At 59.5% G+C, this 14,452-nt stretch carries 12 protein-coding genes; 3 read left to right on the forward strand and 9 right to left on the reverse strand.

The window, feature by feature from the left end; translation table 11 throughout:
- Positions 1–33: 33 nt before the first annotated feature.
- Together ABIE53_RS19720 and ABIE53_RS19725 are read left to right on the forward strand one after the other, a co-directional pair.
- A complete protein-coding gene (locus ABIE53_RS19720; RefSeq protein WP_053860822.1) occupies positions 34–618 on the forward strand; it encodes a glutathione binding-like protein in 585 nt (194 codons plus the stop codon).
- Between the two features lie 45 nt (positions 619–663).
- A complete protein-coding gene (locus ABIE53_RS19725) occupies positions 664–1,275 on the forward strand; it encodes a hypothetical protein (protein ID WP_006049889.1) in 612 nt (203 codons plus the stop codon).
- Between the two features lie 3 nt (positions 1,276–1,278).
- Here the strand turns inward: ABIE53_RS19725 and ABIE53_RS19730 are convergent, their stop codons facing one another.
- Positions 1,279–2,376, reverse strand: a complete 1,098-nt coding sequence (locus ABIE53_RS19730; RefSeq protein WP_192699792.1) for a lactonase family protein — start codon at positions 2,374–2,376, stop codon at positions 1,279–1,281.
- 39 nt (positions 2,377–2,415) lie between these two features.
- Complete coding sequence (locus ABIE53_RS19735) at positions 2,416–3,966, reverse strand: methyl-accepting chemotaxis protein (protein ID WP_029970159.1); 1,551 nt, start codon at positions 3,964–3,966, stop codon at positions 2,416–2,418.
- Between the two features lie 270 nt (positions 3,967–4,236).
- On the opposite strand from ABIE53_RS19735, the gene ABIE53_RS19740 reads away from it, so the two are divergent.
- The gene (locus ABIE53_RS19740) at positions 4,237–5,910 is read left to right on the forward strand and encodes an FAD-dependent oxidoreductase (RefSeq protein ID WP_192699791.1); all 1,674 of its coding nucleotides are present in this window, start codon (positions 4,237–4,239) and stop codon (positions 5,908–5,910) included.
- A 3-nt stretch (positions 5,911–5,913) separates the two neighbouring features.
- Here the strand turns inward: ABIE53_RS19740 and ABIE53_RS19745 are convergent, their stop codons facing one another.
- The 7 genes from ABIE53_RS19745 to ABIE53_RS19775 form a co-directional block, all read right to left on the reverse strand.
- The gene (locus tag ABIE53_RS19745) at positions 5,914–6,606 is read right to left on the reverse strand and encodes an OmpA family protein (protein ID WP_192699790.1); all 693 of its coding nucleotides are present in this window, start codon (positions 6,604–6,606) and stop codon (positions 5,914–5,916) included.
- A 45-nt stretch (positions 6,607–6,651) separates the two neighbouring features.
- Positions 6,652–7,416, reverse strand: coding sequence for a flagellar motor protein (locus ABIE53_RS19750; protein WP_006049894.1), 765 nt, complete (start codon positions 7,414–7,416; stop codon positions 6,652–6,654).
- 81 nt (positions 7,417–7,497) lie between these two features.
- Positions 7,498–8,733, reverse strand: coding sequence for a Crp/Fnr family transcriptional regulator (locus ABIE53_RS19755; RefSeq protein ID WP_053860107.1), 1,236 nt, complete (start codon positions 8,731–8,733; stop codon positions 7,498–7,500).
- 236 nt (positions 8,734–8,969) lie between these two features.
- Complete coding sequence (locus tag ABIE53_RS19760; RefSeq protein ID WP_006049896.1) at positions 8,970–9,821, reverse strand: carbohydrate ABC transporter permease; 852 nt, start codon at positions 9,819–9,821, stop codon at positions 8,970–8,972.
- 9 nt (positions 9,822–9,830) lie between these two features.
- Complete coding sequence (locus ABIE53_RS19765) at positions 9,831–10,799, reverse strand: carbohydrate ABC transporter permease (RefSeq protein WP_310076232.1); 969 nt, start codon at positions 10,797–10,799, stop codon at positions 9,831–9,833.
- A 321-nt stretch (positions 10,800–11,120) separates the two neighbouring features.
- The gene (locus tag ABIE53_RS19770) at positions 11,121–12,374 is read right to left on the reverse strand and encodes an ABC transporter substrate-binding protein (RefSeq protein WP_192699789.1); all 1,254 of its coding nucleotides are present in this window, start codon (positions 12,372–12,374) and stop codon (positions 11,121–11,123) included.
- 89 nt (positions 12,375–12,463) lie between these two features.
- Entirely contained in the window at positions 12,464–14,449 is a 1,986-nt protein-coding gene (locus ABIE53_RS19775; protein ID WP_192699788.1) for a beta-galactosidase, read from the reverse strand.
- Positions 14,450–14,452: the final 3 nt, after the last annotated feature.

Below are 14,452 nucleotides of genomic sequence, written 5' to 3' on the forward strand. Positions count from 1 at the left end.
ATCGCCAACTGCTGCATGAAGGAGGGCCGCATCATGAAGCTTTACTATTCGCCGGGCGCGTGCAGTCTTGCCGATCACATCGCGATGCACGAGGCCGAGATGCAATTCGATCGCGTGCGCGTCGACCTCAAGACAAAGACGACTGAGACCGGCCAGAAGTTCGATGAAATCAATCCCAAGAGCTATGTACCGACACTCGAATTCGACGACGGTCAACGGCTCACCGAAAACGTCGCGATCCTTTCGTGGGTCGCGCAACGCAAGCCCTCGCTTGCACCGTCGGGAGAACTCGGCACTACGCGCCTGATTGAAATGCTCGCCTTTATTTCAACGGAGCTTCACAAACAATTCGGCCGCGTATTCAAGCCGGCGTCGGATGAGGAAGCGAATGCCGCGCGCGAGAAAATCGGCCAGCGTTTCCAGCTCATATCGACAATGCTTAAAGGCAACTATTTGTTCGGCGCAGAAGCGAGCGTCGCGGACGCCTATCTGTTCACCATGCTTCTATGGGCGAACAAAGTAAAGATCGAGGTCCCGCAAAAACTCGCGGAGTTCTCACAACGCATGCGCGGGCGGCCCGCGGTGCAACTGGCGTTGAAACACGAAGGGATCGAGTGAAGCCGCGTGCTCGCGTTGGTCAGCCAGCCGTTCGCCGAGGAAATCATGTCGATCGACCCAACCCTCACGATCCTGATGTACTTCGTTTTGCCTGTGTGGCTTGCGGCCGGTTTCGCGGACTGGCTGTGCCATCGCGCGACTCGAATCGAATCCACGACCGGCGCGAAAGAATCGGTGATCCATCTGTTGATGTTTGCCGAAGTCGGACTGCCGCTACTCGCCGCGATCTTTCTCGAGATCAACGCGGGCATCATTCTATTGATGATCGTCGCGTTCTTCGTTCACGAAGCGACCGCGCTGTGGGACGTCAGTTATGCAGTGAGTGGACGCAACGTGACGCCGTTCGAACAGCACGTTCATAGCTTTCTCGAACTCGTCCCGCTGATGGCGATACTGCTTGTCGTCGCCCGTCACTGGACGCAATTTCTGGCGTTGCTCGGCCTCGGCAGCGAGCCGGCGAGATTCGGATTGACCGCGAAAAGCGAACCGTTGCCCGTCGCCTATATCGCGATTCTGTTCGCGTTGATTCTGCTATTCGAGCTACTGCCTTACTTCGAAGAACTATGGCGCGGGCTGCGCGCCCGCCGACGCAGTGCAGCGTCGGCGGGCGGGCCGGCGTCCGCGTCGCCGCATGCGCGGGGACGCAGTTCGCCGTGAACCTCAATCGTTCGATCCGTTGAACTCCACGATCTCGATCCAGTTCGCGCCCTTGCCGACCGGATACTGACCGAGCGCGCTCAATGCGCCCGTCTCGCGATTGATCCGGTATGCGCTCAGGTTGGTCGACAACTGACCGACCGCGAGCAGGTAATTGCCCGAAGGATCGATATTGAAGCCGCGCGGCTGCTTTTCGGTCGGATAGGTGCCGATGCGCGTCAGCTTTCCCGATGCACGGTCCACGCGATAAGCGGCCAGCGTGCTCGACGTGCGTTCCGATGCATAGACGAAGCGGCCGTCGGGCGTGATGTGAACATCCGCGCCCCACGGTTTGTCGCCGGAGAAGTTGGGCGGCAGAATGGAAACGGTCTGCACCGGCTTCACCGCATCGCGTTGCTTGTCGAATGCGAGTACATGCAGCTTGCCGTCGAGTTCGTCGATCAGATAAACGAAGCGCTCATCCGGCGAGAACACGAAATGGCGCGGACCCGATTTGGCCGGCAGCGAATAGGCGGGCGCCGCGTCTTGAGTAAGCGCGCCGTTCGCCGCGTCGAACTTCAAACGCAACCATGCGTCGGCGCCGAGTACTGACGCGAACACATAACGATTGTCGGGCGCATTGCGAATAGCGTGCGCCATCGGGCCCGTCTTGACGATCTGCTGAACATCGCCGGCAACGCCATTTGCACCGATGCCGTTCACCGCGAGCAGATTGCCGCCATACGACGCGGAGAACAGATAGCGGCCGCTCGCGTCGGTCGACACATAGGCCATGCTTTCCGCGAGCGGCGCCTTGCCGAGTTCGGTCAGGCGTCCGTCAAGCGGACTGACTGCGAAGCTCACCACGCGAAAAGGCTTTGAACGCAGACCTGCATAGAGCCGCAAATGATTCGGCGAAAAGGCCATCGGCATAACCGTGCCGCCAACGCTCACTGTTTCGACCGGCTTGAGTGCGCCATTCGACTTATCGAGGCTGAAAACCGAAATGTCCTGACTGTCCGCATTCGACACATACGCATACGTGGACGCGTGCACGGTGGCGCACATCGTCACGCCGGCTAACAGAATTGCGACTGCACGCGAGACGGCACTAACGCTCATATTTGTTTTCCGATTAGTTTGGTTTGGAGACTGACGGCGTTATCGCAGACGGAATGCCGACACCGCATCGTTCATCGACTGCGCCTGATGCTCGAGCGCGCTCGCAGCGGCGGCGGCCTGCTCGACGAGCGCGGCGTTCTGCTGCGTGACCTGATCCATCTGGCTGACGGCTTTGCCGACCTGCTCGATGCCCGCGGTTTGCTCGACCGTCGCCGACGTGATCTCCGCCATGATAGTCGCAACGCCCTGCACTGCGCCGACGATTTCGTTCATCGTGTGGCCGGCCTGCGTGACGAGTTCGTTGCCGCTGCGCACGTCATCGACGGAAGCGGAAATGAGCGCCTTGATCTCTTGCGCGGCGCTCGCGCTGCGTTGAGCCAGCGTGCGCACTTCACCCGCGACGACAGCGAAGCCGCGGCCCTGCTCGCCCGCGCGCGCGGACTCGACGGCGGCGTTGAGCGCGAGAATGTTGGTCTGGAATGCGATGCTGTCGATCATGCCGGTGATTTCCGCGATCTTGTGCGAGCTTGCGGTGATGGCCGTCATGGTGTGGACCGCGCGCTGCACGACGTCGCCGCCGCGCTGCGCGACATCGGCGGCGCTCGCGGCAAGCGTGCTCGCCTGGCGCGCGTTATCCGCGTTCTGTCTGACCGTGGAGGTCAGTTCTTCCATGCTCGCCGCGGTTTCCTCGAGCGAAGCCGATTGCTCTTCGGTGCGGCTCGACAAATCGAGGTTGCCCGCTGCAATCTCGCGCGCGCCGCCGTGAATCGCCTCGCAACTGACGCGCACGTTCGACACGGTATGCGCGAGTCCGGCCTGCATCCGCGACATCGACGTGAACAACTTGCCGATCTCGCTCTTGCTGCCTTCAGGAATAGACGCGGTCAGATCATTACCCGCGATCCGGTCGAGCAGTTTCGACGCCTGCTGCAACGGGCGAATCACAATGGTGCGCAACGCAAAGTGCGTGGCGACGATCAATGCGAGGGCAAGCGCAACACCAGTCAAAACCATCGCGACGATCCACCCGTATTCGCGTTCGGTTCTCGTCGCTGACTCCTTTGCAAGCGCACCCGCAAGGTTCTGGAATTTTTCGACGTTTGCCGAATAGACCTGACCGGCAAGTGTAATGTCGCGATCGTTGATGGCGACGTAGGCGTCGGTATCGCCACGCTGAAGCGCGTCGAAAGCTTTCTTTAAAGTGGCCGCCAATCCATTCGACGAATCGACGAGCTGCTGTTTCAACGCATCGTCCTGTCCCACGAATCGGGACGCTGCCGCAAAAGCGCGCGTCTCGGCATCCGCGCGATCGAGCGTTCGTTGCGCGCTGCCGAGTGCGGAATCGCGCGTGGCGAGATCGTTGCGCTCCTTCAACGCGGCATAAGCGCGCGTAAGCGCTGCCCGCGTGCGCGTGCTGTCCTTATAGCCATCGTTGGCGAGGATCTCCTGAGTAGCGATCTCCTGAAGCCGCTGGGCGTTTTCATTCGAGCGGCCGAGTGCGAATACGCCGACCACGCCGCCGAACATGATCATCGCGGCAAAGACGACCAGCACTGCAAGTAAGCTGTTTTTTACTGTTAAATCGCGCATGCTTCCTAGACCCTTTTCATTGTCTATTTCTCTAATTCCTCTCGTCTTTTACGGCAAAAGAAGCGCGAACTTGAGCAGAAGCGCTCTCGCGCTGTTCGGCCGCACGTTCTCCGCCTTACGCACTCTTTACTGGCGAGTGGACTCTGGCGCACAATCTCGGCGAAAGCGGCCTCTCCGCGGCCTTTTCTTGCTGCCGATTGTTCGCATTCGCATGCCAATCCGGCGGCGCAGCGACACGCTGCATCGTGCGTCTTTCCAATCGGACCTCTCATGAGCGATAAAACTTCTGGCAAGCGTGAAGATCTGCTGGCAGGCGGCAGCCGTCACCACCAGATCTTCCCCAGGCTGAACGACGCGCAGTTCGCGGTACTCGAGCGCTATGGCGAGCGGCGCAAACTGAACACCGGCGACGTGCTGTTCACCGAAGGCGATCGCCACATTCCGATGTACGCGATCATCTCCGGCACCATCGAGGCGACGCGCGGCAGCGGCGATACGCTGCATATTCTCGGCACGCACGGACCCGGCAGTTTTACCGGCGAAGTCGGCACGCTCGCGGGGCGCGGCGCGGTGGCGTCCGCGCGCGCGACGAGCGATTGCGAAGTCATCGTGATCGACGAGGAATCGCTGCGCGCGCTCGTGATTGCCGAAGCGGAACTGAGCGAGACGATCATGCGCGCATACATTCTGCGCCGCGTCGCCTACATACAGGATCAGAGCGGCGGCGTGGTCGTGATCGGCAGCTCGGCTTCTTTTCCGACACTGGTATTGCGGCACTTTCTGAGCCGTAATGCGCAACCGTCGGCGTACTTCGATATTGACGAGCATGAGGAAGCCAAAGCACTTCTCGAACGTTACGGCGCCACGAAAGAAGATCTGCCGGTACTCGTCACCTTGCAAGGTGTCGTGCTAAAGCGCCCGACGAATCGCGCCGTTGCCGACGCAATCGGTTTGAGTCCCGACAGATTGAACGGCGAACGGTTCGACGTCGTCGTGGTCGGCGCGGGACCGGCGGGCCTGGCCGCAGCCGTCTATGCCGCGTCGGAGGGATTGCGCGTCGCGGTTCTCGACACGAAAGCGCCGGGCGGCCAGGCCGGCACCAGCTCGAAGATCGAAAACTACTTTGGGTTTCCCACCGGCATCTCCGGTCAGGCGCTTGCCGGACGCGGCCTTTCGCAATGCCGGAAATTTGGCGCGGAAGTGGGCGTGCCGATCGAAGCGCTCGGTATTGAATGCGACAAGGGTCAGCCGTTCCATATCCGCCTTAGTCACGACGAACATGTGTACGGTCGCGCAGTGGTGATCGCAACAGGCGCGCGTTATCGAAAGCCGGAGCTCGCACGTCTCGAACATTTTCAGGGCCGGGGCGTGTACTACAGCGCGACGTATATGGAAGCGGCGTTTTGCGGCAACGAAGAACTCGTCATTGTCGGCGGAGGCAATTCGGCGGGACAGGCAGCGGTATTTCTCTCGGGCTTTGCGCGCCATGTGCATATCGTGATTCGCGGCGAAGGACTTGCCGCGAGCATGTCGAACTACCTGATCCGACGCATCGAGGCAGCGCCGAACATCACGGTACATGTGCGAACGCAGATCGTCGCACTAAACGGTGAAGCGCATCTCGAGTCGATTCAGTGGAATCAGCAAGGGCGAATCGAAGAGAAGCCAATCCGCCATGTGTTCCTGTTTCTCGGCGCGCAACCTAATACCGGCTGGCTTGGCGATTGCGTCGAACTCGATAGAAATGGCTTCGTGCTGACCGGTCCCGATGTCGCTCACAAGTGGACGTCCGAGCGCACCGGGCATTTTCTCGAAACGAGCCGGCCGGGTATTTTTGCGGTGGGCGACGTGCGCAGCGGCTCAGTGAAGAGAGTCGCGGCAGCCGTTGGAGAAGGCGCGGCCGCAATTCAGTCGCTTCATCAGTACCTTGCGCTCGGCGTTTGATGCTCAGTACTCGACGAGTATCGTCACGCGGCGATTGGCGGCGTTGGCCGCCGCATCGTTGCCGATGATAAGCGGGAAATTGTCGGCACGGCCGATTGCCGCCATGCGATGCGCTTCTATGCCCTTGTCCGCGAAGAAGCGCACCACCGCGCCCGCGCGCGCGGACGACAGTTCCCAGTTGGATTCGTATTTCGCCGTGGCAATCGGCAAACTGTCCGTGTGCCCTTCCACGAGGATGTTATTTTTCGCACGGTCGCGCAGCACCGCTGCAACGCGTTCCAGCACCGCGAACGATTCGGGCAAAAGACGCGCATCGCCGGAATTGAACAGTACTTTCGCATTGATCGCGATTTCCACGCCTTGCGGCGTGTGCGAAATCGTAATCTGGCGATTGTCCTGCAACGGCGCGAGCAATGACAGAAGCTGCTTTTTTGCGGCGTCTTTCGCGTTCGCTGCCGTGATCGGCGGCTCTACGTCGACAGCTTCCTTCACCGGACGATGCTGCAGCGCCTGTATTTGCAACTCGCTGTTCTTCGCGAGCTGCAAGACATAGAGCGCGAGAAACAGCACCATCAGTGTCGTAATCAGATCGGCGTATGAAATCAGCCAGCGGTCCGACTGCTCGCCGCTATCGTGGCCGTCATCGTGCCCGTTCTTGTCCGTCGCGAGACGCTTGCTGCCAGTGGTTGTACTCATACACGCAGTCCGCTATCAGTTGATGCACGACTTCTGTCGACTCGACTAGCCGAGCAATTCGGCAGATCGTTCGCGCACGTCGCCCGCCAAACGCGTTTCGATCGTATGCGGCGATTCCTTACGCGAGATCGCGAGCAAGCCGTCCAGATACAAGCGCCTGAAACGCAATTCGCTATCCACCTGCGCGCGGATTTTTCCCGATAGCGGCAGAAATACAAGGTTCGCGAGCCCAAGGCCATACAGCGTGGCGACGAATGCGACCGCAATGCCCTTGCCCAATTGCGACGGCTCGAGCATATGCCCCGTTACCTGAATCAAACCGAGCACTGCGCCGAGAATGCCGAAGGTCGGCGCATAACCGCCCGCCTGTTGCCAGATACGCGCGGCCGCCATGCAATTACGCTCGTAGGCGTCGACTTCGCGCTGCAATGCGTCTTCGAGTACAGCCGTGGAAACGCCGTTCGCGAGCAGTTCGAGACCTCGCTTGGCGAATGGGCTAATGCCTTTCGCGTCGATCGATTCGAATGCCAGCATGCCGTTCAGTTTCGCCTGATCGCCCCATTCGAGCAGAACGGAAAGGCTCTCGCGATCCACTTGCCGCGCCTTCACGAAAGCGAAGCGCAGCAGCTTCACGCCGTCGTAAAACCGCGCCCATGTGTTCTGGATCATCACTGCGCCCAACGTGCCGCCAAGGACAATGACAAACGCCTCCAGTTGAAGCAGCGACGTAAAGTCGCCGCCCTCGAGCGAGAAGCCCGCGACGATCGCCGCGACGCCGAACACTACGCCAAATACCGTCAAAAGATCCATACGTCCTCGCGACCGGCTGAACGAGCCTGCGAATTACAGTTAAAGGTTGCATTAGGCCTTTTAGACCGAACGCAACGGGCGTCAGGATTCAACCGGCGCGGCATGCGCCGCGGGCGACTTCAGTGCGCGGACGGTATCGATGAAACGCTGCTCGATTTCCACAATCTCGACGGGATCGATCTTGATCTCGCGGCGCATCACCCACGACACTTCTTTCTTTCTCGCTTCGGTCATGACGGCCTGCAGGCGCTCGTCCACCGGCTGTCCGGCTGACGCCGACAGCAGCTTCGCGAGATCGTAGGTATCGAACGCACTCACTGCTTCGAACAGGGTTCGCTGATCGACGAACTCGAGATCGTCGAGCGAATTCAATTCACCCGCACCGCGCGCATTGCGGCGCGAGAAATAGCTGAGGCCTTTCTCTTCGACGTAGTTGAGAACCTTGGTCTTGCGGAACGCGAAGAGGTCTTCGGCAATCTCCGAATGCGAGAGCTTGTTCAGAATCACCTTTCTGTCGACGCCGATCAACGCTTCCAGATCATCGAGTTCAATCAGTTCGAGTTCGCTGCTGATCGAAACGTCGAGATCGTGATTCGCGACCTGCTGCGCGCGCTCGGTGATTTTCACCGGATCGAACGTGACGAGTTGCCTGCCCACTGCACCGTCGCTCGCCGAATAGCGTCCCGACGTATTGTTCAGCCGCTCTGAGCGTCCCGATTCGATGGAGACCAGATTGAGCTTCTCCATGCGCTTGAGCATCGCCATCACATGCGGGCGCGAATGGCCTGCAATCGCGTTGCACTTCTTGATGACTTCGGGAAGCGGAATCGAGACTTCCTCGTTCTGAGGACGGCGAGCGCGTGCATCGAACCGGTCAGTCGCCTCGGCGCCTGCCATCAACGACAGCACATGCGCGTAGGACAGTACGCCTGGGAGAAAATCGGCATGCGTGTTCGTCGCGAGAATGTCGTCCTTCTTCTTGACGCGCCGTATCATCGTGCGAACGATATGACGCAGAAGCGGCGACACGCGTTCCAGTTCTTCTTCGACGATACCGCCTGCGATAGCCGTCAATTGACAAAAGCTCAATGCCTTGGCGGTGTGCGCTCGCGGCTCGGGCGGCAACAACGCCGCTTCGCCGAAAAACTCGCCCTTGCCGAGCGTGGCGAGAATGACCTTTTTTTCATCGCACTGCGTGGAGATTTCGACTTTGCCATCTGCAATGACGTAGATGACTGCGTCGCCCAAGAAGCCTTCCGAATAGATGACTTCCCCCGGAGCCGCGGTGCGAGTCCATGGCGAGCGTTGTTGGTTCACGATTGCTACCCCCGATGAGCTTTGGTCCAGCGCGTGCCTTTTTTTCAGGCACGAGTCAGTTCGACGGTCTGACTTATTTCACTAGATAACGACAAGCCCTTCCCGATCTTTAATGAGGGGAAACGTGATGACAATTGCGCAAACGTTTGCCAGTCGTACCGGCAAAGCTGGGTGTGCTTCGCCGGACTTATTATTCTTTTGCCGTGGCTTTTTTTTAGCGTGAGCCGGTCGCCGGTTTAGCCCTTTGTTGCACCGAACGTCAACCCGGCGACAAAGTGTTTTTGCATCGCAAAGAACATGGCCACAGAAGGCAGCGCAGCGAGAATGGAGCCTGCGGAAACGAGGTTCCAGGCAGTCGTCCATTGACCCTTCAATGCAGCAACGCCGACTGTGATCGGCGCGGCATCGTCGCCTTGCGTCAGACACAGCGCCCAGAAGTAATCGTTCCAGACAAAGGTGAAAACCAGAATCGCCAGCGCGGCGAGCGCGGGCCGTATCAGCGGAAGCACGATTTTGAAGAACACGGTCCACTCGTTTGCGCCTTCGATGCGCGCGGCCTCGACAAGTTCGAACGGCAACTGCTTGATGAAGTTGCGCAAGAAAAGCGCGCAAAACCCGGTCTGAAACGAAACATGAAAGAGGATGAGCGCGCTAACGGTATTGAACACGCCGAGTTGCAACGACAGGTCGCGCACCGGAATCATCAGCACCTGCACGGGCACGAAGTTGCCCGCGACAAAGGTGGCGAATAGCGAGGAATTGCCGCGAAAGCGATAGATGGCGAGCGCGAAGCCCGCCATCGCCGCGAGAGCGATCGAGCCGATTACCGCAGGCACGGTAATGAGCACGCTATTCCAGAAGTAATGCAGCATCGGCGAAGTGGTGAGCGCCTCGCGATAGTTGTCGAATAGCGCGAAGTGTTTGGGCCAGCCCCAATAGTTGCCCTCGCTGAGTTCTTCCGTCGACCGCACTGAGGTAACGAGCACGGCGATCATCGGCAGAAGCCAGATCAGCAGTGCAATCGGCAAGGTGAGTTTGTAGACGCGGCGCGTGGCCGGTTTCCATTTGTCGATGGGAATTGGAAACATGGTCGCTCCTTATTGCTCGGTGCGCAGCATCCGCCGCAAGTGATAAACGATATACACCAGCATGATGCCGAACAGCACGACGGCCACTGCAGCCGAATAACCAATGCGGTAGTACTTGATCGCCTGGTCGTACATGTAATAGGCGAGTACCGTCGAGCTTTCGAACGGACCGCCGCCTGTCATCACCGAGATCAAATCGAAACTGCGCAATGCGCCGATGATCGTGACGACGATTGCCATGAACGTAGTAGGTCGCAATTGCGGAAGAATGACGTGCCACAGCATCGACCAGCCGCGTGCGCCTTCCATGCGTGCGGCCTCTATCTGCTCGGCATTGAGCGATGTGAGTCCGGTCAGATAGAGAATCATGCAATAGGCGGTTTGCGGCCACAGTGCCGCGAATACGATGCCGAAAGTCGCGTAGCGCGGATCGCCGAGTACCGGCACGCCGTGGCCGAGAATCAGCGCGAGCAGGCCGAATGTCGGATCGTAGAACCACGAGAAGATCAGTCCGACGACGACGCCGGACAAGACGAACGGTGCAAAGAACAGCGATTTGACGATACGGATACCGGCCACTGCCTGATTCAGGTAGAGCGCGACGGCGAGTCCCATCGGCGGCGCGAGTAGAAATAGCAGCAACCAGATGACGTTGTTCTTCAACGCGGTATAGAACGTTTGCGCGTTGAACAGTTCGACGTAATTGGCGAGACCGACGAAAGTCGGCTCCGTCATGCCGTCCCAGTTGAAGAAGCTCAGGCGTATTGTCGAGAGAATCGGCCAGATCACATAAATGGCCACCATGACGCAGGCCGGCGCGAGAAACAGAAAGGCCGCGCGCCGTTGGCGCCTTGCAGTGGGCGAAGGACGGCGGCCGCGCGTGCGGACATTCGGCGCGCGGTCACGCGATGCGGGCAGCGCGGAGCCGCCCGGCTGAACGGATCCGTCCACGGTGTGACGGGTGACGGAATGCGACAAAGTGATTCTCCTGTCGGTGGGAGTTGGTGCTTTAGCACCTACTCCCACCCCATGCAAAGCTGTCGACCAGAGTTAGCGCTTTAGCTGTCGATCCGGAGTTCGCGCTTTAGCGCGTTACTCCGGTCCCATGCAAAGCTCTTACTCTGGTCCCATGCAAAGCTGTCGGTGGGAGTTGGTGCTTTAGCTGTCGATCCGAAGTTCGCGCTTTAGCGCGTTACTCCGGTCCCATGCAAAGCTCTTACTCCCACCCCATACAAAGCTGTCGACGCGTGTTATCGGCCAAGCAAAAACACCAAGGCGGCCGCCCGACCGCCCCCTTCCCTACTTCTTATAAATCCGCTTCCGCGTCTGCTCCAACTGCGCGAGCACACTATCAAGCTTCGACGGATCGGAAATGAACTGCTGCATGCCCTTCATGCCTTCATCGGCCATTTCCTTCGTCATGTCGCGATCATAGAACTGCGCAATGCCGCCCTTCGTATTCGCAAGAATCTGGAAACCGATCTTCGAAATCGGATCTTCCGGTTCCGGCGACTTGCTGTTCGCCGACAACGATCCAAGCCCCGTGGCGAGCTTCGCGCCGATTTCCGGCGTCTCGACAAAGGCGAGGAACGTATGCGCATCCGCCTTGTTCTTCGCTTTCGACGGGATATGCAACGATTCGACCGGACCATCTTCAGCGGTCGGCACATTGGCGTCGATGATCGGGAACTGGAAGTAGCCCATTTGAGGCTTCACGTTCGCCGGAAAGCCCGCGGTAATGAACGTGCCCATCAGCATCATCGCGGCTTTGCCCTGGAACAGGAACGGCTGCACCGAATCGAGATCGTAAGAGAGCGAGTTGTCGATGAAATAGCCGGCGTCGATCAACTGCTTCCACGTCGTATAAACCTTCTTCACACGCGGATCGGTGTACGCAATCTCGCCCGCCATCAACTTCTGGTGGAATGCGTTGCCGTTCACGCGCAGATCCAGATAATCGAACCAGCCGGCGAGCGTCCATGAATCGCGGCCCGCAACGGCGATCGGCGCAATGCCGGCTGCCTTCAACTTCTTGCAGTCGTCGAGAAACTGCTCCCACGTTTTCGGTTCACCGGAAATGCCGGCCTTCTGAAACAGATCCTTGCGATAGAACATGCCCCACGAGTAGTACACCGTGGGCGCCGCATATTGCTTGCCCTTATACGACGAGGCTTCTTTCGTCGACGCATACATGTCGTTCCAGCCGTTCTTCGCCCAATCGCCGCTCAGGTCTTCAAAGAGGCCGCGCTGCGCGTAATAAGCCATGCGTTCGCCGTCATGCCAGTTCACGATGTCGGGCGCGACCGTGGAGAGCCAGCCGGGCAACTGCACCTTGTAGGCTTCTTCGTCGATAAACGATACCTTCACGTCGATTCCGGGATGCGCCTTCTTGAAGTCGTCGACCACCGACTGCCACACCGCGCGCTGGCTCGCGCCCTTGAACGCGATGTTCGCAGTCAGCGTGCCGGCCTGCGCAGTACTGACAACGGTCGTTCCGAGCGCAGCCGCAGCGAGCGCGAGTGTCAGCAGAACCTTGCGTGGTTTCATTTTCATGCTACCTGTCTCCTTTATTCCTTGATTTTGCGTCGTTGTCGTTACTGCATGGAATTCCGGCTTGCCAATCGTCCCGTTACCCGAACCGGTCATTTCGATCGATACGCTGCCACGCCCTGTGGTTCGACTGCGCGCGAACCGATAATGAACGCGTCGTCTGCCACATCGGCGATCGTGTGTGCGCAATCGCCGTAGTTGAACACATAGGTCAGCGCACCACGCCGGCTGATGCGTACGCTTTCGCCAAGCGGCATCGTTTGAATGCCGGCTTGCTGTGCGATTTGCGCAAAGAGCCGAACCGTCAGCGCGTCGTCGAACAGGCTTGCAAAGTAATGGAACGCGCCGCTTCGCACATACGCTGGGTGGCCGTCCGCGAAACGCGCGAGCACGTCGAATGAATTCGTGCCATTGCTTTCGATGAAATCGCGCCAGTGACGCGCGACGCCCTCTCCGGCATTCGCGGCTTGTGTGCCATCGAGCAGCACAGGTTCGGTCACATTCGGCCGCATCGATTCGACGCGCCATACTCGCAACGGCAATACATCAGCGAGCGGGCCTGGCGGAAGATTCGCCGGGATCTGCAAGTCCTGCGTCTTAGAACCGGTACGCGGCCCGAGCACCACTTGCGCGCCCGACTTCGCGAGACGCGCGGCAAGATCAGCAGACACGACCGGCAACGGCGGCACGACGATCAGACTGTAGCCGTCCAGCGATGCATCGACCGGCACGACATCCACATCGAGACCTAGTGCGCGCAATGCCGAGTAGTACTCGAATGCAAAGCGCGGATAGTGAAAGTCCGCACCCTGCGGATGAATCTCGAAGAGCCACTTCGCTTCATAGTCGTAGACGAGCGCGACCTTTGAACGAATCGCGGCGTCGGCGTCGGCGTTCGCCGCGAGTACAGTGCCGATTTCCTCGGCCACGCGCGCGGCCTCGCTACCGCCCACATCGAGGCGGTTATCCGGTGTATTCAGACCCGCATGCATCTGCTCCTGCGCAAACGGCGCCTGACGCCAGCGGAAATACGACACGCAACCCGCGCCATGCGCAAACGCCTCCCAACTCCACAAACGCACCATGCCAGGCAGCGGCGCGGGATTCCACATCGCCCAGTTCACTGGACCCGGCTGCTGCTCCATCACCCAGAACGGCAGCTTCGACATGCCGCGGTACACGTCGTGATTGAACGACGCAAAGTCAGGATGACCGCTGCGCAGCCAGCGCGCTTTCACGTCCGGCGCAAACCATTGCTCTTCGAGTGCGCCGAGCGGATAGCTGTCCCACGCGGCAACGTCGAGATCGGCGGCAACATTGTAGTGATCGAACTCGGTGAAGAGCTGCATGAAGTTGTGCGCAATCGGCCGCCCCGGCGAATGCGCGCGAATGATCTCGACCTGCATGCGGTTATAGCGCGCGACTTCATCGGAAGCGAAGCGCCGGTAATCGAGCCGATGCGAAGGATGCGCTTCGGTCACGGTGGCGACGGGCGCGTCGATCTCGTCGAAACTGCGGTATTCCATGCTCCAGAACACGGTGCCCCACGCGCGGTTCAATGCGTCGACAGTTTGATAGCGCGCTTTCAGCCACTCGCGAAAACGCTCCACTGCCGCCGGCGAATAACTGACCACGGTGTGATGGCAACCGAACTCGTTATCGGTCTGCCAGTAACGAACGGCCGGGTGCTTGCCATAACGCTCGGCAATTGCAGTGCAAATCTTCTGCGACGCCGCGAAATACGACGGCGACGAAAAGTCATAGTGACGACGCGAACCGAACGCGCGCGGCCGGCCATCGGCGCCAATCGGCAAGATGTCCGGATGACGGTCGATCAGCCACTTCGGCGGCGTCGCGGTCGGCGTGCACATTACAACCTGCAGACCGGCCGCGCCGAGTACTTCGATCGCGCGATCGAGCCACGCCCAATCGTATTCGCCGGGCGTCGGTTCAATGCGGCTCCATGCGAACTCGGCTATTCGCACCTGTTCGATGCCGAGTGCTTTCATCCGGCGCGCGTCGTCTTCCCACATCGACTCTGGCCAGTGTTCCGGGTAGTAGCAGACTCCAAGGCGCATCCG

The sequence above is a fragment of the Paraburkholderia sp. OAS925 genome (assembly GCF_040543975.1).
Lineage (GTDB): Bacteria > Pseudomonadota > Gammaproteobacteria > Burkholderiales > Burkholderiaceae > Paraburkholderia > Paraburkholderia graminis.